Source organism: Motilimonas sp. 1_MG-2023 (genome assembly GCF_030547455.1).
Taxonomy (GTDB): Bacteria; Pseudomonadota; Gammaproteobacteria; order Enterobacterales; family CBDFNC01; genus Motilimonas.
This window is the reverse complement of the sequence record NZ_JAUOPX010000009.1, coordinates 69,217-92,048: the sequence shown is the minus strand read 5'-3', so window position 1 is coordinate 92,048 and position 22,832 is coordinate 69,217. Positions and strand designations below refer to the sequence as shown.

Annotated in this window: 19 protein-coding genes and 2 tRNA genes; 3 read left to right on the top strand and 18 right to left on the bottom strand. The window is 44.5% G+C overall.

Annotated elements, in window-relative coordinates; all coding sequences use genetic code 11:
* Positions 1 to 57: 57 nt before the first annotated feature.
* Complete coding sequence (locus Q4519_RS06875) at positions 58 to 621, bottom strand: SCP2 domain-containing protein (protein WP_303511036.1); 564 nt, start codon at positions 619 to 621, stop codon at positions 58 to 60.
* A 121-nt stretch (positions 622 to 742) separates the two neighbouring features.
* Between Q4519_RS06875 and Q4519_RS06870 the strand changes: the two genes are divergently transcribed.
* Positions 743 to 1,738: a peptidase U32 family protein gene (locus Q4519_RS06870; protein ID WP_303511033.1), complete on the top strand. Its 996-nt coding sequence runs from the start codon at positions 743 to 745 to the stop codon at positions 1,736 to 1,738.
* An 11-nt stretch (positions 1,739 to 1,749) separates the two neighbouring features.
* On the top strand, positions 1,750 to 2,634 hold the full coding sequence (locus tag Q4519_RS06865; RefSeq protein WP_303511030.1) for a U32 family peptidase: 885 nt from the start codon (positions 1,750 to 1,752) through the stop codon (positions 2,632 to 2,634).
* A 72-nt stretch (positions 2,635 to 2,706) separates the two neighbouring features.
* Here the strand turns inward: Q4519_RS06865 and nlpI are convergent, their stop codons facing one another.
* The 15 genes from nlpI to rlmE form a co-directional block, all read right to left on the bottom strand.
* A complete protein-coding gene (gene nlpI / locus Q4519_RS06860) occupies positions 2,707 to 3,585 on the bottom strand; it encodes a lipoprotein NlpI (RefSeq protein WP_303511027.1) in 879 nt (292 codons plus the stop codon).
* A 171-nt stretch (positions 3,586 to 3,756) separates the two neighbouring features.
* Entirely contained in the window at positions 3,757 to 5,874 is a 2,118-nt protein-coding gene (gene pnp, locus Q4519_RS06855; RefSeq protein ID WP_232803557.1) for a polyribonucleotide nucleotidyltransferase, read from the bottom strand.
* Between the two features lie 209 nt (positions 5,875 to 6,083).
* A complete protein-coding gene (gene rpsO / locus Q4519_RS06850) occupies positions 6,084 to 6,353 on the bottom strand; it encodes a 30S ribosomal protein S15 (RefSeq protein ID WP_232803542.1) in 270 nt (89 codons plus the stop codon).
* 136 nt (positions 6,354 to 6,489) lie between these two features.
* The gene (gene truB, locus Q4519_RS06845) at positions 6,490 to 7,428 is read right to left on the bottom strand and encodes a tRNA pseudouridine(55) synthase TruB (protein WP_303511024.1); all 939 of its coding nucleotides are present in this window, start codon (positions 7,426 to 7,428) and stop codon (positions 6,490 to 6,492) included.
* Entirely contained in the window at positions 7,428 to 7,823 is a 396-nt protein-coding gene (rbfA, locus tag Q4519_RS06840; RefSeq protein WP_232803540.1) for a 30S ribosome-binding factor RbfA, read from the bottom strand. Before rbfA ends, truB begins: the two co-directional genes overlap by 1 nt.
* Positions 7,824 to 7,916: 93 nt before the next feature.
* Entirely contained in the window at positions 7,917 to 10,586 is a 2,670-nt protein-coding gene (gene infB / locus Q4519_RS06835) for a translation initiation factor IF-2 (RefSeq protein WP_303511020.1), read from the bottom strand.
* 26 nt (positions 10,587 to 10,612) lie between these two features.
* On the bottom strand, positions 10,613 to 12,109 hold the full coding sequence (gene nusA / locus Q4519_RS06830) for a transcription termination factor NusA (RefSeq protein WP_232803538.1): 1,497 nt from the start codon (positions 12,107 to 12,109) through the stop codon (positions 10,613 to 10,615).
* A 14-nt stretch (positions 12,110 to 12,123) separates the two neighbouring features.
* On the bottom strand, positions 12,124 to 12,582 hold the full coding sequence (gene rimP / locus Q4519_RS06825) for a ribosome maturation factor RimP (protein ID WP_232803537.1): 459 nt from the start codon (positions 12,580 to 12,582) through the stop codon (positions 12,124 to 12,126).
* Between the two features lie 189 nt (positions 12,583 to 12,771).
* Positions 12,772 to 12,848: transfer RNA gene (locus Q4519_RS06820), tRNA-Met, on the bottom strand.
* Between the two features lie 76 nt (positions 12,849 to 12,924).
* Positions 12,925 to 13,011: transfer RNA gene (locus Q4519_RS06815), tRNA-Leu, on the bottom strand.
* A gap of 7 nt (positions 13,012 to 13,018) precedes the next feature.
* Positions 13,019 to 13,366, bottom strand: a complete 348-nt coding sequence (secG, locus tag Q4519_RS06810; protein ID WP_232803536.1) for a preprotein translocase subunit SecG — start codon at positions 13,364 to 13,366, stop codon at positions 13,019 to 13,021.
* 188 nt (positions 13,367 to 13,554) lie between these two features.
* A complete protein-coding gene (gene glmM / locus Q4519_RS06805; protein ID WP_303511200.1) occupies positions 13,555 to 14,901 on the bottom strand; it encodes a phosphoglucosamine mutase in 1,347 nt (448 codons plus the stop codon).
* Between the two features lie 38 nt (positions 14,902 to 14,939).
* Positions 14,940 to 15,767: a dihydropteroate synthase gene (folP, locus tag Q4519_RS06800; protein WP_303511015.1), complete on the bottom strand. Its 828-nt coding sequence runs from the start codon at positions 15,765 to 15,767 to the stop codon at positions 14,940 to 14,942.
* Positions 15,768 to 15,860: 93 nt separating this feature from the next.
* Positions 15,861 to 17,855: an ATP-dependent zinc metalloprotease FtsH gene (gene ftsH / locus Q4519_RS06795; RefSeq protein WP_303511012.1), complete on the bottom strand. Its 1,995-nt coding sequence runs from the start codon at positions 17,853 to 17,855 to the stop codon at positions 15,861 to 15,863.
* Between the two features lie 42 nt (positions 17,856 to 17,897).
* Complete coding sequence (gene rlmE / locus Q4519_RS06790) at positions 17,898 to 18,527, bottom strand: 23S rRNA (uridine(2552)-2'-O)-methyltransferase RlmE (RefSeq protein ID WP_232803533.1); 630 nt, start codon at positions 18,525 to 18,527, stop codon at positions 17,898 to 17,900.
* A gap of 89 nt (positions 18,528 to 18,616) precedes the next feature.
* Between rlmE and yhbY the strand changes: the two genes are divergently transcribed.
* A complete protein-coding gene (gene yhbY / locus Q4519_RS06785) occupies positions 18,617 to 18,913 on the top strand; it encodes a ribosome assembly RNA-binding protein YhbY (protein WP_232803532.1) in 297 nt (98 codons plus the stop codon).
* Positions 18,914 to 18,971: 58 nt separating this feature from the next.
* Here the strand turns inward: yhbY and greA are convergent, their stop codons facing one another.
* Together greA and carB are read right to left on the bottom strand one after the other, a co-directional pair.
* Positions 18,972 to 19,448 (bottom strand): transcription elongation factor GreA, encoded by a 477-nt coding sequence (gene greA, locus Q4519_RS06780; protein WP_232803531.1) that lies wholly within the window; start codon positions 19,446 to 19,448, stop codon positions 18,972 to 18,974.
* A gap of 159 nt (positions 19,449 to 19,607) precedes the next feature.
* Positions 19,608 to 22,832 (bottom strand): carbamoyl-phosphate synthase large subunit, encoded by a 3,225-nt coding sequence (gene carB, locus Q4519_RS06775; protein WP_232803530.1) that lies wholly within the window; start codon positions 22,830 to 22,832, stop codon positions 19,608 to 19,610.

The window sequence follows — 22,832 nt, the reverse complement described above, 5'->3', positions numbered from 1 at the left end:
TGAAACCATTACCGGCAAGCAATGCCTTGCCTAAACGCATATAAACCTTGGCTGAAATCAGGCATCTCTAGGTTGATTGGGTATAAACCTAGTGGCAGAGCCTTGAGCAATAAATTCAGCTAACTTAGCGATCCCATGCAAGGCTGGTTTGGGCAGTAAGGTCATATCAAAACCATCTAGTAAATTCTTCACCTCAAGGCCTAATTCAGTATCACCTTCAATTTGTAAACGACGTTGAAAAAACAAGGTATCGGCATCTTCTTTGCGTCCAGCAATTAAAATCAAATCATTCAGCACGCCCATAAAACTAACATCAGCTACTTGCTGAGGTGCAGCAACTTGGATTTTTTGCCCCTTTAACGTCATACACCAGCTCAAGTCTAAATCGGTGACAGTTACTTTTAGCCATTTATCAGCTAAAAACGTCAGCTCTTCATCTTCAATACTCGTCGCCAGCAATCGGTTAAGGGCATTTTCCAAGCACACACGCTGTAACGGAAAAGGCATTGTTTGTGCAGGCACACGCAGTAACTGCGGCCCAAGTTTAACAAGCTGCTGTTGCAGTTGATCCAACATAAAATATCCCCACAGAGAAAATCCATTATTATTAATAAGTTTCACACACTTGATCCTGGCATAAATCAAACAAACACAAAAAACATCCGCAACCCTGCCCTACATCAAAAAGCCTATACCCAGCGATACTTACAATGCGTTCATCATTACACCTTAGGCTTTAATTATGGAACTGCTTTGCCCTGCGGGAAACTTACCTGCGCTGAAAACAGCAGTCGATAACGGTGCAGACGCCGTTTACATCGGCTTTAAAGATGATACCAATGCCCGCCATTTTGCCGGCTTAAACTTTACCGATAAAAAGCTGCAGCAAGGGGTCGACTATATCAAGGCCCATCACAAATCCCTGCATGTGGCGATTAATACCTTTGCTCACCCAGGCCAGCAACAGCGCTGGTTTAAAGCGATAGATAAATGCGCTGAAATAGGCGCTGATGCGGTGATCGTCGCAGACATTTCAGCCCTTGATTATGCCAGTAAACGCTACCCAGAATTAGACTTACACCTCTCCGTTCAAGCCTCTGCAACCAATGCCCCTGCGATTACTTTTTATCAAGAAAACTTTAATGTCTCACGCGTGGTTTTACCGCGCGTATTATCAATTCATCAGGTAAAACAACTTGCTCGTGCAACCGATATTGAGCTTGAGGTTTTTGCTTTTGGTAGCTTATGTATCATGGCGGAAGGACGTTGCTACCTGTCCTCTTATGTTACCGGTGAATCACCCAATACCGTAGGCGCTTGTTCGCCAGCTAAGTTTGTGCGCTGGCAGCAAACGCCTTCTGGCCTCGAATCGCGTTTAAGTGATGTGTTAATCGATAAATACCAACAACACGAAAAAACCGGTTACCCCACTTTATGCAAAGGCCGATTCCATGTCGAAGAGAGTCTTTACCACGCCCTTGAGGAGCCCACGAGCTTAAATACACTGTCATTATTACCCGAACTATTTAACGCCAACATCGCAGCCGTGAAGATTGAAGGGCGCCAGCGTAGCCCTGCCTACGTTGAACAAATCACCCGAGTATGGCGACAAGCTATTGACCAGTACCAGTTAAGCCCTGAGCACTACCAAGTTAAACCGGCTTGGGATCAAGCTCTAGACAAGGTATCTGAAGGCAGTACGACTACTCTCGGCGCTTACCATAAAGCTTGGCAGTAAGGACAAACATCATGAAAGTATCTCTCGGGCCAATATTATATTTCTGGCCAAAACAAACTGTCGCTGACTTTTATCAACAAGCACAAGATAGCGACGCCGATATTATTTATTTAGGCGAAACGGTGTGCAGCAAACGCCGCGAGTTAAAGAGCAAAGATTGGCTAACCTTAGCCAAGCAACTGGCAGACAACAGCAACAAACAAATAATATTATCGACCATGGCATTATTGGAAGCACCATCAGAAGTTAGAGTGCTAAAAGATCTATGTCAGAATGACCAATTTATGGTTGAAGCTAATGACCTCGGCGCAGTGCAGATTTTAGCTGAGCACGGTGTGCCTTTTGTTTGTGGGCCAGCAATTAATTGCTATAACGCTAATGTTATCCAATTTTTACTTAGCAAAGGAATGACGCGCTGGGTAATGCCCGTAGAGCTCTCAGGTGACTGGCTACGCACTTTATTACAAGATTGCCAGCTGTTAGGCATTCGCGACCAGTTTGAAGTAGAAGTGTTTGCCTGGGGCCATATGCCACTGGCTTACTCAGCGCGCTGCTTTACCGCCCGTAGCGAAAACAAAGCCAAAGATGATTGTGAACTATGCTGTATTAACTACCCACAAGGACGCGTAATGCGCAGCCAAGAAAACCAAGCTCTCTTTGTGCTAAATGGTATTCAGACCCAATCGGGGCTGAGATATAACCTGTTAAATGAAGTGCCGCAACTGGCCACCTTGGCCGATATTGTCAGAGTTAGCCCTGAAAATATGGCAAGCGTATCGGTCCCAACTCAGTTTAAGCAGCAGCTTAACAATTACCAAGCTTATGTATTAGACAACAAAGAGTGTAATGGCTACTGGCACCAAATTGCCGGCTTGGCACAACACGCTTACTCGTAAGTAGGCATATAAAAAAGGGAGCGTTAACGCTCCCTGATATTGATTTTGTAAATCGCGTTTAGTTGCACACCATTAACGATTCGGATTATGTTTTAGGGCTAATAAATCCAGCTCTAATAACGCATATTTATGCTCGATAAATTCATACACATTGTTAGACAACGACAACTTGTAAAAGCTCGCCGCTAGCACGTCTTTTCCTTGCGCCTGATACCATTTACCTAAGTAAAAATACGCTTCACATAAACGCTCTGCCAATGCCTGATTATTTTCAATGCCTTGGGATAGGGAGCCGATATAAGTAGCCTCGTCTATTTTTCCGGTATAAAAATCAGCAATACGCCAACCCCAGTCTGCCGTTTGGTATTTAGCTTGATTCGCCTTTAACCGTGCCATTGCGGCTTCGGGTGAAACATGTTGCTCTGCCAAATATAGCCAAATATTACGATAGGGCTCTGCTGGATCAAACGAAACAAAAGTTGTTAAATCATCAACGGCCAGTTCGTGCGCACCAGCATAAGAAAGCGCAATACCTCGGTTCATATAGGCATACTGATGATCGGGTTGCAACTCAAGCACAGAGTCGAAAGCTTCAAACGACTCATCGAACTCTTGCATTTGCGTTAAATACACGCCGAGATAATTATAAGCTTCAGCAAAGTCTGGCTTCACTTTTATCGCTTGATTAAAATCGAAACGCGCCAATGAAGTCATGCCCAACTGATCATAAGTTGCGCCGCGTTCATAAAACAGCACTGCTAACTTTTCTGAATCAACATCAGGCGAGTTGATCATTTGACCAAGACGGATCAATTTTAATTCGCTTTGATAAGTCACTTGTAGGGGAATGGCTAAAACCAGTGACTGGGAGCCTCGCTCAGACGCATTGTTACTAACACAACCGGTTAACATCGCGCTAGCTGCTAATAGAGCCAGTAAAACTTTCTTCATGAATTTCCTCCAATCGCACTTGTATCTCAATAAGTATCGCTGTGAGTTAAATGAATGATACAAGCATTTACGTATGCAGAGACTGGCTTATCCGCGGGGTAAAGTAAAGAAATTAAAGTAAAAAAAAGGGAGTCAACAGACTCCCTTCGTATCTCATATAGCGAGTGCTAACTACTCAGCAGCAGGTGCTTCTGCAGCCGGCGCAGCATCTGCTTGCGCTTCTTTAATACTTAGACGTACACGGCCTTGGCGGTCTACTTCTAGTACTTTAACTTTCACTTCATCGCCTTCTTTAAGGTGGTCAGATACGTTCTGAACACGCTCTTGGCAGATTTGTGAAATGTGCACTAAGCCATCTTTACCTGGAAGGATGTTTACGAATGCACCGAAGTCAGCTAGACGCACTACTTTACCTTCGTAGATACGACCCACTTCGATTTCAGCTGTTAGAGCTTCAATACGACGAATCGCGTCTTTTGCTTGCTCACCATCAGTCGCAGCAATTTTAACGGTACCGTTATCATCAATCTCGATAGTTGTGCCCGTTTCTTCAGTAAGCTGACGGATTGTTGCGCCACCTTTACCGATAACGTCACGGATTTTCTCTGGATTGATCTTGATAGTGTGGATACGCGGCGCGAATTCAGAAATTTCAGTGCGCGCACCGGAAATAGCTTGGTCCATCACTTGTAGGATGTGTAGACGTGCACCGCGCGCTTGCGTTAGTGCCACTTCCATAATTTCGCGAGTGATACCTTCGATCTTGATATCCATTTGCAGTGCAGTAATACCTTCACTACTACCCGCTACTTTAAAGTCCATGTCACCTAAGTGATCTTCATCACCTAGAATGTCAGAAAGAACCACGAATTTATCGCCTTCTTTCACTAGACCCATCGCGATACCCGCAACAGATGCTTTAAGTGGTACACCCGCATCCATTAGCGCAAGTGAACTACCACAAACAGACGCCATTGAAGACGAACCATTTGATTCAGTAATTTCAGATACGATACGTACTGTGTATGGGAATTCAGCCAGTGTTGGCATTACCGCTTGTACGCCACGCTTAGCTAAACGACCGTGACCAATTTCACGACGCTTAGGTGAGCCGATCATACCTGTTTCACCTACACAGTATGGAGGGAAGTTGTAGTGCAGCATGAAGTAATCTTTCTTCTCACCCATTAGTGAGTCGATGTTTTGCGCATCACGCTCTGTACCAAGTGTACAAACAACTAACGCTTGGGTTTCACCACGAGTGAATAGCGAGCTACCGTGAGTACGTGGCAATACGCCTGTTTTCACATCTAATGCACGAACGGTATCTGGTTCGCGGCCATCAATACGTGGCGCGCCTTCGATGATGCGCGTACGCACAACAGTCTTTTCAACTTCATGTACAATTTCAGCGGCTTCTTTCGCATCCACTGTTTCGTCTTCAGCCACTAGCTGGGCCACAGTATCAGCAGTGATGTCAGAAATAACATCATAGCGCTTGGCTTTCTCACTGATTTGGTAAGCTTCGATCAACTTAGCTTCAGCTAATGCTTTAACTTTGTCTTTTAATGCTGTGTTTTCAACAGGCGCAACCCATTCCCAAGCAGGAGTCGCAACTTCTGCGGCAAACTCATTGATGGCAGAGATTACTTTTTGTTGCTCGTCGTGGCCATATACAACCGCGCCTAACATTACATCTTCAGGTAGTAGCTCAGCTTCAGATTCAACCATTAATACTGCGTCTTTAGTACCCGCAACAACTAGGTCTAGTTGACTTGTTTCAAGCTCAGTTTTAGTTGGGTTTAATAGGTATTCACCGTCTTTGTAACCCACGCGTGCAACACCAATCGGGCCACCGAAAGGCATACCAGAAATAGCAAGTGCAGCGGATGCACCGATCATAGCAACAAGATCAGGGTGAACTTCAGGGTTAACTGAAACGACAGTACATACAATTTGTACTTCGTTTTTAAACCCTTCAGGGAACAATGGACGGATTGGACGATCGATTAAACGTGCCGTTAGAGTTTCGCCTTCACTTGGACGGCCTTCACGTTTGAAGAAACCACCAGGGATTTTACCCGCTGCGTACGTTTTTTCTTGGTAGTTTACTGTTAGAGGGAAGAAGTCACGGCTTGGATCGGCCGCTTTTTTGCCAACAACAGATACAAAAACAGCAGTATCGTCCATGCTAACCATTACAGCAGCAGTAGCCTGACGAGCGATAGCGCCCGTTTCAAGAGTGACAGTATGTTCGCCATACTGGAAGGTTTTAACAATCGGATTCAGCATGAATCATCCTTTAATTTTGGGTCGTTAATTTCGCGACTAAGTATACTGTATAAGTTTTTGAAATCATATTATTCAAAGTAGGCTTACGACAATTGCAACGCTTTTTTTTGTTGCAGAGCAAAAAACGCGAAATTCGGGGAAGAGATAACAAAAATAAGATCAAAAAAAGGAGCCATATGGCTCCTTTTTCCAGATATGAGTCGAAATTAACGACGCAGACCTAATTTAGCGATAAGTGCAGTGTAACGCTCTGCATTTTTACGCTTTAGGTAATCTAGAAGCTTACGACGTTGGCTAACCATACGTAGTAGACCACGACGGCTGTGGTGATCGTGGATATGCGTCTTGAAGTGACCTTGTAAGTGGTTGATCTGTGTGGTTAACAGTGCAACTTGTACTTCTGGTGAACCAGTGTCGCCTTCTTTAGTCGCGTATTCTGCAACGATTGCTGCTTTAGCTTCTGCACTTAGTGACATAACTACTCCAATAATATTGAGATTTAAGTTAATTGCAGCCAATCACTAATTCAGCTGCAAAATGAGTCGCGGATTTTACCTGCCACCCTAAGTAAAAACAAGGATAAAGATAAAATAAATCCCCGATGATTAACCTTTAATAATTAACCATACGTTTCGGCCCAACGAGACCATCATCGTTAATTTCACCTACGCCGATAAACAAACGCTCAGAGCCAACAGTCATGCGCACTAACCCAGACGTGGGAGCGCCTGACACCTGCACTGGCTGGCCATGTTTGACGTATTCAGCAACCACTTTCGGCATGTTCACTTCTGGTAAATCTTCAACCGCGGTATCTAATGGCAATAATAATGGATCAAGTACATCACTTGGCAACGTGTCGCTGTCACGAGCTTGTTCCAAAATACATTCCAATTGCTCTAGAGTAAGCATACGCTCGTAAGGGTACTTACTCACTTGGGTACGGCGTAACTGGATCACGTGCGCCCCACAACCCAGTAGCTCACCTAGGTCATCAACAATAGTACGGATGTAAGTACCTTTACTACTATGCACTTCCAGCTCTAGCTCATCACCTTCAAAACGTAATAACTTAAGATCATAAACAGTGATAGGACGTGCTTCGCGAGGTACTTCAATGCCTTCACGGGCATACTTATACAAAGGCTGACCTTGGTACTTCAACGCAGAGTACATGGAAGGAATTTGCATAATGTCGCCGCGGAAGGTATCAAGGGCATCAATCAATTGTGCATGGGTAAACGTAATCGGTTTTTCACTGACCACTTCACCATCTGAATCGCTGGTAGTGGTACGTACACCTAATTTAGCCGTAACAACATAACGCTTATCGGAATCAAGTAGGTATTGTGAAAACTTGGTTGCTTCACCTAAACAAATAGGCAGCATGCCCGTTGCAAGGGGATCCAAAGCACCGGTGTGCCCTGCTTTCGCTGCATAATAAATACGTTTTACTTTTTGCAGCGCATCATTAGATGAAATACCGGTAGGCTTATCTAGTAATAAAACGCCATTTACATTGCGGCCCTTTGCCTTGCCTCGTCTGCCCATTACTCTTCCTCGTCGCGACCTGAATCTTTCTGTTTTTGTTTATCTTTATTAACCGCTTCACTCACTAAACCTGATAAGCGCAGACCTTCTACCAGTGAGTTGTCATAAACAAACTTAATTTCAGGCACAATACGTAAACGTAGTGCTTTGCCAAGCAGCATTCGAACGTAGCCAGAGGCCTCGCTCAAACCTTTCATCGACTCTTCAATACTGTCATTTTCTAGATTGAAAAGAGTAACGTACACAGAGGCGTAAGCAAGATCTCGACTCACTTCAACACTGGATACGGTTACCATACCGATACGCGGATCTTTTACATCGCGTTGTAAAATACCTGCAATTTCTTTTTGAATTTGCTGCGCCACTCGCTGTGAGCGACTGAATTCTTTTGCCATTATATTTCTCTCTCTAGGCCGATAAAACTAAACGCCCTATGATAAGAAGGGGGCTTATAGCCCCCTTAGTGTTACCTGTCAATTCAGGCTATGTTATAGGCTACGTTTAACTTCAACAGTTTCAAATACTTCGATTTGGTCACCTACGCGAACATCGTTGTAGTTCTTAACGCCGATACCACATTCCATGCCGTTACGTACTTCTTGTACGTCATCTTTAAAGCGACGTAGTGATTCTAGCTCACCTTCGTAGATAACCACGTTTTCACGTAGAACACGAATTGGCGCGCTGCGTTTCACGATACCTTCAGTCACCATACAACCAGCAATTGCGCCAATCTTAGGTGATTTAAATACATCACGTACCTGAGCAAGACCAATAATCTCTTGCTTGAATTCTGGCGATAGTAAGCCAGACATCGCAGCTTTTACTTCATCGATCAAGTCATAGATAACGCTGTAGTAATGCAAGTCAACACTTTCAGCCTGGATTAAGCGACGCGCTGTTGCATCCGCACGTACGTTAAAGCCAAGAATGATACCGTTTGATGCCGCAGCAAGTGATGCATCAGTCTCAGTAATACCACCCACACCACGGCCGATAATATTCACTTTAACTTCTTCAGTTGAAAGTTTACTCAATGAATCTGAAATAGCTTCCAAAGAGCCTTGTACGTCCGCTTTCAATACTACGTTAAGCTCAGAAATCTCACCTGCTTCCATGTTCGTAAACATGTTTTCAAGTTTCGCTTTCTGTTGACGAGCCAATTTCACGTCACGGAATTTACCTTGACGGTAAAGCGCTACTTCACGTGCTTTCTTCTCATCTTTAACTACAGTCGCTTCGTCGCCGGCACTTGGTACACCAGAAAGACCTAAAATTTCCACTGGAATAGAAGGGCCTGCAACTTCAATTTCAACACCGTTTTCATCACGCATTGCACGAACACGGCCGTATTCTAGACCACAAAGTACGATATCACCGCGTTTTAGTTCGCCTTGTTGTACCAGTACAGAAGCCACTGGACCACGACCTTTATCTAGACGTGATTCAATAACCACACCTGACGCAGGACCAACTGGAGAAGCTTGTAAGTCAAGTACTTCAGCTTGTAGCAAAATAGTTTCTAGTAACTGATCGATACCAGTACCGGCTTTCGCTGATACGTGTACAAACATGTTTTCGCCACCCCATTCTTCTGAGATAACTTCATGTTGTGAAAGTTCAGTTTTAACGCGATCTGGGTCTGCCGCTTCTTTATCCATTTTGTTCACAGCAACAATTAAAGGTACGCCAGCTGCTTTAGCATGCTGAATAGCTTCAATCGTTTGTGGCATTACGCCATCGTCTGCTGCAACAACCAAGATAACAATATCCGTTGCTTTCGCACCACGAGAACGCATCGCAGTAAACGCGGCGTGACCAGGTGTGTCTAAGAAAGTGATCATGCCACCTTCGGTATCCACATGGTATGCACCAATATGCTGAGTAATACCGCCCGCCTCGCCTTCGGCAACTGTGGCACGACGAATGTAATCAAGTAGCGATGTTTTACCGTGGTCAACGTGACCCATGATAGTGACAACCGGCGCACGAGGAGCTAACTCAAGGTTGCCTTGTGCTTCTGCCATTACTTGTTCTTCAAGCTCGTTTTCTTTAGTCAGAATAACTTTATGACCCATTTCTTCAGCCACTAGTGCCGCTGTTTCTTGGTCAATCACTTGGTTGATAGTCGCCATGGCGCCCATCTTCATCATCGCTTTGATAACTTCCACGCCTTTTACGGCCATTTTGTTAGCAAGCTCTGCCACGCTAATGGTTTCACCAATTTTTACATCGCGCTCAACTGGCGCGGCTGGTTTTTGGAAACCATGTTGCATTGATGATGGTGCTTGCGGTTGGCGTTTACCACGCTTACCTTTAGCATTACGATGAGGTACTGGCTCATCTTTACGTGGTTTCTTCTTACGACGACGGCCTTGGCCTTCGGCTTGAGAATCCACTTTATCTTCTGCTGCTCGTGCTGCTAGAGAGGTCGTCACATGGTGATCCGCTTGCTCTTCATCACGTTTGCGTTTTGCTTCTTCTTCTTCCCAACGCTTCGCATTTTCTTCAGCGAGTTTCTTCGCTTCTTGGGCTAACGCTTCAGCTTCTTTTTCTGCTTTCAATAAAGCCGCTTGTTCTGCTTTTTTCAACAGCTCCGCTTCTTCTTTCGCTTTTGCTTGTTGCTCTGGGGTCATAGATTCCGCTTTTGATTTTACTTTTGGCGCTTCGGCTTTCTTCACCGGTGCTTTTTCTGCCGGTTTAGCTTTTGCTTCAGCCTCTGCTTTCGCTTTTGCCTTGGCTTTTGCTTCAGCTTCTGCCTTGGCTTTAGCCTCTGCTTCGGCTTTAGCTGCAGCTTCCGCTTGTGCTTTATCTTCTTCGGCTAAGCGAGCTTCTTCAGCTAAACGCGCCTCTTCATCTGCAGTACTACGCTTAACGTAGGTACGTTTTTTACGTACTTCTACTTGTACCGCTTTTTGCTTACCACCCGTGCTAGGCACGTTTAAAGTAGTTTTAGTTTTACGTTGCAGCGTCATGCGGCTTGGCTCAGCTTTGCCACCATGCTGCTTTGATAAATGATTAAGTAACGTTTGTTTTTCATCTTCTGTTACTTTATCACTGGTTGTTTTTTTGATGCCCGCATCAGCAAACTGTTGAACTAAACGATCAACCGGCGTACTAATTTCTTTGGCAAGGGTTTCAATACTTACTTCTGCCATTGGTATTATTTCCTCCGCTGACCTAATTATGCTTCATCGCTAAACCAACAAATATTGCGGGCTGCCATAATTAGCTCACCTGCTTTTTGCTCATCTAACCCATCTATTTCACTGATATCATCAACGCCTTGTTCAGCTAAGTCTTCAAGTGTCACAACACCCTTACTCGCTAATACATACGCTAAATGTTCATCTAAACCGTCAAGGGCAAGCAGATCAGCTGCTGGCTCGGCACCTTCTAGGTTTTCTTCATCAGCAAGTGCTTTGGTCGTTAATACGCCTTTGGCGCGCTCACGAAGTTGTTCTACGATTTCTTCAGTTAAACCGTCAATCTCCATCAGCTCATTAACGGGTACGTAAGCAATTTCTTCTAACGTACTAAAGCCTTCTTCGGCAAGTAAAGTTGCAAAGTCATCATCAATGTCCAAGCTATTTACAAATAAAGTGATTACTTTATCTGCTTCAGCCTGATGCTTCTCTTGCAAATCTGCTACCGTCATTACGTTTAGTTCCCAACCAGTAAGTTGTGAGGCTAATCGTACATTTTGACCATTACGGCCAATGGCTTGCGCTAAGTTGTCTGCTTCTACAGCAATATCCATGCTGTGAGAGTCTTCATCAACCACGATAGAGGCGACTTCAGCAGGCGCCATCGCGTTAATCACAAACTGGGCAGGGTTATCATCCCAAAGCACGATATCAATTCGCTCGCCGCCTAGCTCACTTGTAACAGCTTGCACGCGTGCGCCACGCATACCAACACAAGCACCGATAGGGTCGATACGTTTGTCATTGGTTTTCACGGCAATTTTAGCGCGTGAACCAGGATCACGAGCAGCACCTTTAATTTCGATCATCTCTTCGCCAATTTCTGGCACTTCCAAACGGAAAAGTTCGATCAACATTTCAGGACGACTACGGCTGACAAATAATTGTGCTCCGCGCGCTTCAGGGCGAACTGAGAACAATAAACCACGCACACGATCGCCAGGGCGGAAGTTTTCACGCGGTAACATTTCGTCACGTAAAATAACCGCTTCGGCATTGTTACCTAAGTCCATCACTAAGGTTTCGCGGCTGATTTTCTTCACCACTCCTGTGATTAACTCACCTTCTTGCTCTTGATACTGCTCCACTACCATCGAACGCTCAGCTTCACGTACTTTTTGTACGATCACTTGTTTCGCAGTTTGAGTGGTAATACGGTCAAATTTTACCGATTCAATTTGGTCTTCAACATAATCACCCACTTGTATGTCTGGGTTTTCATATTCTGCCGCTTCAAAGGTTATTTCGCTATATGGATGCTCAACACCTACGTCAGGCGCAACCACTAACCAACGACGGAAAGTTTCAAACTCACCCGTTTTACGGTCAATTTCTACACGAACTTCAATTTCGCCTTCGTACTTCTTCTTGGTTGCAGTTGCCAGCGCACTTTCTAACGCCTGAAAAATCTTCTCACGAGGAACAGCTTTTTCATTGGATACGGCATCTACGACTAGTAAGATTTCTTTATTCATTCCTGATCGCCCCGTTAGTCAAATTTAGGAACTATATTAGCTTTTTGAATGTTACTTATCGCAAAGCTCTCTTCACGCCCTTCTACTTCAAGAGTAATGAGGTCGTTTTCAGCTGCTTTGATAACACCTTTCCATTTTCTACGATTCGTAATCGGCATGCGCAGTTGCAGTTTTACTTCTTCACCAATAAATTGCTGATAGTGTTCCACTTTAAATAGTGGCCTTTCCATACCAGCAGAGGAAACCTCTAAGGTATATTCAGATGAGATAGGATCTTCCACATCTAAAATCGCACTTACTTGGTGACTAACTTGTGCGCAGTTTTCCACGTAAATGCCATCTTCATGGTCAATATAAACTCGTAATACCGAGTTTTTACCTGCATTGTGGAACTCAATGCCGAGCAACTCGAAACCTAGGTCAGTCACGCTTGGCTCTAACATTTCAGTCAATTTTTGTTCAAGACCAGCCAATTACGCCTCCTTCAGAAACAAAAAAAGGGCTTTATAGCCCATGTATTTAGTCGTTTTAAACGACCAGATAATAAAAAACCCCGTAAACGGGGCTTTAAAACTTTCCACTGATTTAAGCTTGGCTTAAAACTATTGCTTTAAGTAACAAACTGCTACTTAAAACAACCTCTCGAAGAGAGATTTGAAAGTTGGTTGCGGGGGCCGGATTTGAACCGACGACCTTCGGGTTATGAGCCCGACGAGCTACCAGACTGCTCCACCCCGCGCCCGAAACTGGCGAGATTATAGCGCTGTAAATCACACTATGCAATCAATTGTCTGAAAATTGATTGTTTAAAAACTTGGTGCCGAGGGAGGGACTTGAACCCTCACGTCCTAACGGACACCAGCCCCTCAAGCTGGCGTGTCTACCAATTCCACCACCACGGCATATTTGTTACTGAGGTACGTCGCTGTTAGATTCACTGTTTGCAGCGGGTACATCTGAAGCAGGGTTAACTACTTCTTCTGTGACTGGAGCAGATAAATCACTCCATTCATCAGCTTTATTTGTATGGCTTGTCGACAAGTTGCCTAATGCAAGACTTAACACGAAAAATGCCGTTGCTAAGATTGCAGTAGTGCGCGTTAAAAAGTTGCCTGAGCCAGAGGCACCGAAAACTGTTTGAGACGAACCTGAGCCGAAAGACGCGCCCATATCTGCACCTTTGCCATGTTGAATTAGCACTAATCCAACCAAAGCCAAAGACACTAAAAGATATATAACCAGTAATATCTCAAACATTTTCCATACCTATTAATTTGCTTTTCATATAGTCATGAGGGACAACCCTCATCAGAAGCGGCGCTGATAGTAACTAACCTAGTAAAAAATGACAAGGACTAAATGCGAGATTTCGAGACAAAAATGGCGACTGCTCGAATAAGCAGCGCCATAATAGAACATTTATACTTTAATGGCTAAATAACCAACTAAGTCTCTGTGCAAGCTAACTTAACTTGCTCTACGATAGATTGAGCAAAATTTGTTACCGTCTCAAGATGCTCGCCCTCCACCATCACTCGAATCAATGGCTCAGTGCCTGATTTACGTAACAGCACACGACCACGCTCGCCTAACTCAGCTTCTATTCGAGCGACTTCAGCTTGCACACCTTGCGCTAACAATGGATTATTTTCACCTGAGAAGCGCACATTTAAAAGCACTTGTGGGAACATTTGTAAGCCACGTCGCGTATCATGCAAACTTAAATCATGGCTGCGCATTGCCGCTAATACCTGCAAAGAAGCAACAATGCCATCACCCGTTGAAACATGATCAGAAAAAATAATGTGTCCCGAGTTCTCACCGCCTAAGCGCCAGCCTTTTTGTTTCATTTTTTCCATCACGTAACGATCGCCAACATCAGCGCGAACAAATGGAATACCTAAAGTTTGAAAAGCTATCTCAAGACCAACATTAGACATTTTAGTGCCAACTACACCGCCCTTGAGGCGTCCACGGCGAAGCTCATCACGGGCAACAATATATAGAATCTCATCACCATCAACGACGTAACCAGTGTGGTCAACCATCATTACACGATCACCATCCCCATCATAAGCAATGCCAACGTCGGCGGCTTCATTTAATACACGTTGTGCTAATGCACGGGTATCTGTCGCACCAACTTGCTCATTGATGTTGAGGCCATCGGGTTGGCAACCCATTTCAATCACCTCGGCCCCCAACTCTCGCAATACATTTGGCGCAATGTGATAGGTCGCGCCATGGGCGCAATCAACAACAACCTTTAAGCCACGTAGGTTGTATTTAGTTGGAAAAGTGCTTTTACAAAATTCAATATAACGCCCCGCAGCATCCGCTATACGCTTAGCTTTGCCTAACATAGCTGAGTCTACACAGCTGATTGGCTTTTCGAGCTCTTCTTCAATAGCCAACTCAATCTCATCAGCTAATTTAGTACCATCAGCCGAAAAAAACTTAATACCATTATCGTAATAAGGGTTGTGAGATGCGCTGATCACTATCCCAGCTTCAGCGCGAAATGTACGCGTTAAATAAGCCACCGCAGGCGTTGGCATCGGGCCTAATAATGAAGCACTTAACCCTGCTGCCGATAGCCCTGCTTCCAGTGCTGATTCCAACATATATCCCGAAATACGGGTATCTTTGCCAATAAGTACCGTCCTGGTACCTTGTTTAGCCAGCACCTTTCCTGCTGCCCAACCAAGTTTCAATGCAAAATCAGGTGTAATTGGATATTCACCTACTTTGCCTCGAATTCCGTCAGTGCCAAAATATTTTCTTGTCATTATTGTCTGACCTTAGCTTAGATTTAAACCTGTTAAATAAATTAACTTTCAATGGTTTTTTTTAATACCTTCAGAACATCTGAAGTTTCTTGAACGTCATGTACCCGAACAATATTTGCACCTTGCTGGGCACACAACAACACGCCGGCTAAACTGGCGGCTAAACGTTGATCAACCGTTCTACCAAGCCAATCACCAAACATAGATTTACGCGATAAACCGGTTAGCAGCGGATAACCTAACTCAGAAAACTGCTTTAATCGCTGTAATAATTGATAATTATGGTCCAAAGTCTTACCAAAACCAAAACCTGGATCCAATATAATTTGGGACTTGTCGATCCCTGCTTCGCAACAAGCTGAAATACGCTGCATAAAAAAGTGAGTGATGTCTTTGGCCACATTCTCATAACTTGGTGCAACCTGCATTGAACGTGGCGCGCCTTGCATGTGCATCAAACAAACCGGCACATTACACAGCGCTGCAACCTCAAGTGCACCTTCTTCCTGCAAGGCGCAGACATCATTAATTAAATGGGCGCCAGCTGCAACAGCCTCTTTCATTACCTGAGCTTTGCTGGTGTCGATAGAAATCCACACATCAATATCGTTGGCAATCTTTTCAATCACAGGAATAGTGCGAGACAGCTCTTCATCAAGGGAGACCGACTCTGCGCCAGGGCGTGTCGACTCGCCGCCAATGTCGATAATAGCTGCGCCCTGCTGTACCATCTGGCTAGCTTGATTAATTGCCTGCTCGAAGAATTGGAACTGTCCACCATCAGAAAAAGAGTCAGGGGTAACATTGAGTATCCCCATAACTTGCGGCGTCGATAAGTCTAACGTTCTATTACCACTGATGAGCTGCATATACCTTACCTTTTACCTAACATAGCGTCGTTAAACGCCAGAAAACAAAAAACCCGAGCTAACTCGGGTTTTTATCTTTAATTAACGAGGCTCTTACAACAATGATGATTTATCGTTGTCGTCTTTTTTGCCCAGCTGAACACTATCAGACTTAGCTGAATCAGAGTCAACCTCTTCCGATTTTTCCTCATCAGCACTTTCTTTAGGCTTAGGCTCTTCGCCTTTCGCACTTGGCTCGGCTGCGGGCTTTGCATGACCTTCTTCGGTCCACTCGGCTGGAGCGCGAACTTCACGACGCTCCATTAAGTCATCAATCTGTTTTGCGTCTATGGTTTCATATTTCATTAGCGCATCTTTCATCGCATGTAATATGTCCATATTGTCTTCCAAGATTTGACGAGCGCGATCGTAGTTACGATCAATTAACATCCGAATTTCTTGGTCAATCAAACGCGCGGTATCATCTGACATATGCTTCACTTTCGCAGCACTGCGGCCTAAGAACACCTCGCCTTCTTCTTCAGCGTATAACAATGGCCCCATCTTTTCAGACAGACCCCATTGTGTGACCATTTTACGGGCCAAGTCGGTAGCGCGTTCAATGTCGTTTGACGCACCTGTCGATACCTTATCAACACCATAGATAATCTCTTCCGCTAAGCGGCCGCCGTATAGGCTCGAGATCATACTTTCAAGATGTTGTTTGTTGTAACTAACGCGGTCTTGCTCGGGTAAGTACATGGTCACACCTAAGGCTCGGCCTCGTGGAATGATACTCACTTTGTAAACAGGATCGTGCTCAGGTACCAAGCGACCAACAATAGCATGACCAGCTTCATGGTATGCTGTTGATTCTTTATCTTGCTCAGTCATTACCATTGATTTGCGCTCTGCGCCCATCATGATTTTATCTTTAGCTTTTTCAAACTCTTCCATGGTGACGGTGCGACGGTTACCACGAGCAGCAAACAATGCCGCTTCATTAACTAAGTTAGCCAGATCGGCACCAGAAAAGCCAGGTGTACCACGTGCAATTACCGCGGCATTAACATCCCCTTCAAGCGGCACTTTACGCATGTGCACTTTAAGAATTTGTTCACGACCACGTACATCAGGTAAACCAACGACCACTTGGCGGTCAAAACGACCAGGACGTAACAAAGCAGGGTCTAACACATCTGGACGGTTAGTCGCAGCGATAACAATTATGCCTTCATTACCTTCAAAACCATCCATTTCAACTAGCATTTGGTTCAAGGTTTGTTCACGCTCGTCGTGACCACCACCTAAACCAGCACCACGTTGACGACCGACAGCATCAATCTCATCGATAAAGATGATACACGGCGCAGACTTTTTAGCTTGGTCAAACATGTCTCGCACACGAGATGCACCAACACCAACAAACATTTCAACAAAGTCAGAGCCTGAAATAGTAAAGAAAGGCACTTTAGCTTCACCAGCGATGGCTTTAGCCAATAGCGTTTTACCCGTACCTGGAGGACCCACTAGCAAAATACCCGTTGGAATTTTACCACCCAGTTTTTGGAAGCGACTGGGATCTTTAAGGTAGTCGACTAATTCAGCAACATCTTCCTTAGCTTCATCACAACCTGCTACATCAGCAAATGTGGTTTTAATTTGATCTTCGCCCATTAAGCGCGCTTTGCTCTTACCAAACGACATGGCACCTTTACCGCCACCACCTTGCATTTGGCGCATAAAGAACACCCATACGCCAATTAACAGCAGCATTGGGAACCATGAAATAAAAATAGAGGTTAACAAGCTTGGCTCTTCTGGCGGCTCACCCAATACTTTTACATTGTTATTGATTAGATCATTTAATAAATCAGGATCACGCGTCGGCATGTACGTGACAAAACGCTCTCTGTTTGACTTTGTACCATTAATTTCTTGACCATTGATCCGGACTTCTTGAATCTGTCCCTGACTCACTTCTTTTACGAAGGTGGTGTAGTCCATCTGTTTACCACCGGCTTCGCCGGGGCTAAAACTTTGGAACACCGACATCAATACAACGGCGATCACTAACCACAAGATTAGGTTTTTAGCCATATCGCTCAAGGTGCTACCTCTTCTTTAACAATTAAATACATACCAAGATTACTACAGTTTGAAACCAGTAGCCACAATATAGACTTCTCTTGAGCGCGCTCGCGAAGAGTCTGGTTTTCTCGTTTTAACAACATTAAATGCTGTTCGGACAGATTTGATAAAGTCATCATATCCTTCGCCCATAAATACCTTTACGACGAAACTGCCGTTTTTGGCCAAAACTTGATGACACATATCCAGTGCTAATTCCACCAAATACATGGCTCTAGGCTGATCAACTTGACTGGTACCACTCATGTTGGGTGCCATATCAGACAACACAACATTCACTTTTTTATCACCAATTCGTTCAAGCAACGCATTTAGCACCACTTCTTCACGAAAGTCGCCTTGTAAAAAATCAACTCCCGCAATGGCGTCCATCGGTAGAATGTCACAAGCAATCACTTGCCCGGCATCTCCGACAATTTCAGCACAACGATGCGACCAACTGCCAGGGGCTGCCCCTAAGTCGACCACACTCATGCCAGTTTTAATAATTTTATCTTTATTGTTTATTTCATCTAGCTTGAATACCGCTCGAGAGCGTAAGCCTAAGCGATTTGCTTCTTGCACATAATGATCATTAACGTGCTCATCTAACCACCTTTTTGAACTGGCAGACTTAGTACTTTTTGCCATTGTTCATCCCTCTTTGAGCAGTTATTAGTATTAGCACAAAGATGGAGGTACAATAAGCGCAATTCAACCCTTATTTAAAAGAAATCTCCATGAATTTAACAAAAAAGCAAAAACAATTCTTAAAAGGCCTAGCCCATTCGTTAAAACCTGTTGTATTACTCGGCCAAAACGGTTTGACTGAGGGTGTGATTGCTGAAATTGACAACAGCCTTAATATTCATGAACTAATCAAGGTTAAAGTGGCCACCGATGACCGCGATACAAAACGCCTAATCATTGATGCTATCGTCAGAGAAACAAACGCGGCAGAAGTGACAACTATCGGCCATACATTAGTTCTTTATCGTCCGACCGAAGACAAAAAAATCACCTTACCAAAGAAATAAATCAGCTATAAAAAAAGGAGCACTCGCTCCTTTTTACTCTTTTTACAACCCGGCTTTTTTATACGTACTGCACTTCAAGAATTTCAAATTCAACTTCACCGCCAGGTGTTTTAATTACGGCAACATCATCGACAGACTTAGCAATTAGGCCGCGCGCAATCGGTGAGTTAACAGAAATCTGGTTTTTCTTAATATCAGCTTCATCATCCCCGACAATGCGATACGTCACTTCAGCATCGGTTTCAGTATTAAGAATGGTCACCGTTGAGCCAAAAATCACTTTGCCATGGTTTGGAATTTTAGTCACATCGATGATCTGAGCATTAGACAACTTGCCTTCAATTTCTTGAATTCGACCTTCACAAAAACCTTGCTCTTCACGAGCGGCATGATATTCAGCATTCTCTTTTAAATCACCGTGTTCACGCGCTTCAGCAATCGCCTCAATAATAGCAGGACGTTTCACCGTTTTTAACTGCTCCAATTCTTCACGAAGTAGTGCTGCACCGTGAGCAGTCATAGGGAATTGGTTCATACTTAACAACCTATTTAGTAATTAGAAATGACACTGCAAGCCGAACAAGTCAAGCTGAGTATTAATCGGCGCATTGTAATATGAATTAAACAAACTTGCACCTGCAGCTAATAAAAAAGGCCGCCTAAGCGACCTTTTTAACAATAAGTTTCAATAAACTTATCGAGTTAACACACGCTGATGTAGCTCTTGCAGCGACATCACTTTATCTCTGTTATCAGCAGAATGGCCGTGACAAGTTGCAAACGCACCATTAATAGTCGTGGTGTAGTTCACTTTCTCACGCAGTGCCGCGCGGCGTAGCTGCTTCGAGTCTTCAATCGCTTGACGACCTTCAGTGGTGTTGACAATATAAGTGTATTCACCATTTTTAATGCGGTCCAAAATATGCGGACGGCCTTCTGATACCTTGTTAACTAAACGAGGGTTAATACCCGCTTCGCCTAATACCACAGCAGTACCATGAGTCGCATCAATTTCATAACCCAGTTCAATCAGCTCAGCAGCTAGCTTAGCCACTTTCTTCTTGTCAGAGTCACGTACCGACAGTAGAGCGCGGCCAGACTTAGGCACATCTTTAATCGCACCTAATTCAGCTTTTGCATACGCTTCGGCAAATGTATCACCCACGCCCATAACTTCACCCGTTGAGCGCATTTCTGGGCCTAAGATAGGATCCACACCTGGGAACTTGTTGAACGGTAATACGACTTCTTTAACTGAGAAGTAAGGTGGAATCACCTCTTCAGTGAAACCTTGCTCAACTAGGCTTTGACCCGCCATAACGCGAGCAGCAACTTTTGCTAACGGCACACCCGTTGCTTTAGACACAAACGGTACCGTACGAGCGGCACGTGGGTTGACTTCGATTAAGTAAACTTCGTTATCTTTCACGGCAAACTGAATATTCATTAAGCCAACTACGCCTAACTCAAATGCAAGCTTACGCGCTTGATCGCGCATCACGTCCTGAATTTCAGCGCTTAAAGAATATGGCGGTAATGAACATGCCGAGTCACCAGAGTGAACGCCCGCTTGCTCGATGTGCTCCATAATGCCGCCGATAACAAAGTTTTCGCCATCACAAATCGCATCCACATCCACTTCAATCGCATCGTCTAAGAAGCGATCAAGTAATACAGGTGATTCGTTGGAAACAGACACGGCTTCATTAAAGTAGCGACGTAAGTCTTGCTCATCGTAAACGATTTCCATCGCTCGACCACCAAGCACATAAGATGGACGCACCACTAATGGGTAAGTAATTTTCTCTGCACAAGCCACTGCCGATTCAACTGTCGTCACGGTCGCGTTTTCTGGTTGTTTCAAACCTAAACGCTCAACCGCTTGTTGGAAGCGCTCACGGTCTTCTGCGCGGTCAATCGCATCAGGAGAAGTACCAATAATAGGTACGCCAGCTGCTTCAAGGGCACGTGCTAGTTTAAGTGGCGTTTGACCGCCGTATTGCACGATAACACCTTTTGGCTTCTCTAAACGGACAATTTCTAATACGTCTTCAAGGGTAATAGATTCAAAGTATAAGCGATCTGATGTGTCGTAATCCGTTGAAACTGTCTCAGGGTTACAGTTAACCATAATGGTTTCATAACCATCTTCACGAGCGGCAAGCGCAGCATGAACACAACAGTAATCAAATTCAATACCTTGGCCAATACGGTTAGGACCGCCGCCAATCACCATGATCTTGTCATTGTCTGTTGGCTGGGCTTCACACTCTTCATCGTAAGTTGAGTACATATAAGCCGTGCTAGTAGAAAATTCAGCAGCACAGGTATCAACACGCTTGTAAACAGGGTGAATATCAAACTTGTCACGCAGCTTACGCACTTCGGCTTCAGACACACCTAAAATTTTAGCTAAGCGTGCATCTGCAAAACCTTTACGCTTAAGCGCGTATAAACGCTCAGCATCAAGGGCCGCAAAGCCATCTTCCGCTAAACGTTGCTCTTCTTTAATTAGGTCTTCAATTTGTACCAAGAACCAAAGGTCAATTTTGGTTAAATCGAATACATCTTGAGAGGTTAAGCCTAAGCGGAAGGCATCACCGATATACCAAATACGCTCAGCACCAGCATCTTGTAGCTCATGTTTCACTTTAGCCAGCGCGTTAGGGTCTTGTAGGTCAACGACCGAATCAAAGCCGGTTGCCCCTACTTCAAGGCCGCGTAGTGCTTTTTGCATGGACTCTTGTTGGTTGCGGCCAATGGCCATTACTTCACCAACCGATTTCATTTGCGTGGTCAGACGATCGTTTGAGCCAGCGAATTTTTCAAAGTTAAAGCGAGGGATCTTAGTAACAACATAATCGATAGCAGGCTCAAATGACGCTGGCGTTGCGCCACCCGTAATATCATTTTGTAGTTCATCAAGGGTAAAGCCAACCGCTAGCTTAGCCGCGATTTTCGCAATTGGGAAACCCGTTGCTTTTGATGCTAATGCTGAAGAACGTGATACCCGTGGGTTCATCTCGATGATAACCATGCGGCCATCTTCAGGGTTGATACCAAACTGTACGTTTGAACCGCCTGTTTCAACACCAATTTCACGCAGTACCGCCACTGACGCATTACGCATCAATTGGTATTCTTTGTCGGTTAACGTTTGCGCCGGAGCAACGGTGATAGAGTCACCGGTGTGGATCCCCATAGGATCGAAGTTTTCGATAGAACAAACAATGATACAGTTGTCGTTCTTGTCGCGAACCACTTCCATTTCATATTCTTTCCAACCAATCAAAGATTCGTCGATAAGCAGTTCGTTAGTTGGTGATAAATCTAAGCCGCCGCTACAGATATCATCAAATTCTTCTTTGTTGTAAGCAATACCGCCACCTGAGCCACCCATGGTGAAAGATGGACGAATAATACAAGGAAAGCCAACCTCAGCCAGTACGCCGTAAGCTTCTTCCATTGAGTGAGCAATACCAGCACGTGGACATTCTAGGCCAATGCTTTTCATTGCTTTGTCGAAACGACTACGGTCTTCTGCTTTATCAATCGCGTCAGCTGTTGCGCCAATCATCTCAACATTGAACTTTTTAAGTACGCCTTTACTTTCAAGTTCAAGGGCACAGTTCAACGCCGTTTGACCACCCATAGTCGGTAAGATGGCATCAGGGCGTTCTTTTTCGATGATGTTCGCAACCACTTCCCAGTGGATAGGCTCGATGTAAGTTGCATCAGCCATTTCTGGGTCGGTCATAATTGTTGCAGGGTTAGAGTTAACTAAGATTACACGGTAACCTTCTTCTCTTAACGCCTTACACGCTTGCGCACCTGAATAGTCGAATTCACAAGCCTGGCCGATCACAATTGGACCAGCACCTATTATAAGTATACTTTTTATATCAGTACGTTTTGGCAT

Bases quoted from the DNA above. Each gene is read 5' to 3' on its own strand.
- nlpI (WP_303511027.1), bottom strand. From the start codon at position 3,585: ATGAAGAAAGTTTTACTGGCTCTATTAGCAGCTAGCGCGATGTTAACC.
- nusA (WP_232803538.1), bottom strand. From the start codon at position 12,109: ATGAATAAAGAAATCTTACTAGTCGTAGATGCCGTATCCAATGAAAAA.
- Q4519_RS06865 (WP_303511030.1), top strand. From the start codon at position 1,750: ATGAAAGTATCTCTCGGGCCAATATTATATTTCTGGCCAAAACAAACT.
- rpsO (WP_232803542.1), bottom strand. From the start codon at position 6,353: ATGTCACTAAGTGCAGAAGCTAAAGCAGCAATCGTTGCAGAATACGCG.
- greA (WP_232803531.1), bottom strand. From the start codon at position 19,448: ATGAACCAATTCCCTATGACTGCTCACGGTGCAGCACTACTTCGTGAA.
- infB (WP_303511020.1), bottom strand. From the start codon at position 10,586: ATGGCAGAAGTAAGTATTGAAACCCTTGCCAAAGAAATTAGTACGCCG.
- carB (WP_232803530.1), bottom strand. From the start codon at position 22,832: ATGCCAAAACGTACTGATATAAAAAGTATACTTATAATAGGTGCTGGT.
- yhbY (WP_232803532.1), top strand. From the start codon at position 18,617: ATGAATTTAACAAAAAAGCAAAAACAATTCTTAAAAGGCCTAGCCCAT.
- rbfA (WP_232803540.1), bottom strand. From the start codon at position 7,823: ATGGCAAAAGAATTCAGTCGCTCACAGCGAGTGGCGCAGCAAATTCAA.
- rlmE (WP_232803533.1), bottom strand. From the start codon at position 18,527: ATGGCAAAAAGTACTAAGTCTGCCAGTTCAAAAAGGTGGTTAGATGAG.
- Q4519_RS06870 (WP_303511033.1), top strand. From the start codon at position 743: ATGGAACTGCTTTGCCCTGCGGGAAACTTACCTGCGCTGAAAACAGCA.
- folP (WP_303511015.1), bottom strand. From the start codon at position 15,767: ATGCAGCTCATCAGTGGTAATAGAACGTTAGACTTATCGACGCCGCAA.
- truB (WP_303511024.1), bottom strand. From the start codon at position 7,428: ATGGGCAGACGAGGCAAGGCAAAGGGCCGCAATGTAAATGGCGTTTTA.
- secG (WP_232803536.1), bottom strand. From the start codon at position 13,366: ATGTTTGAGATATTACTGGTTATATATCTTTTAGTGTCTTTGGCTTTG.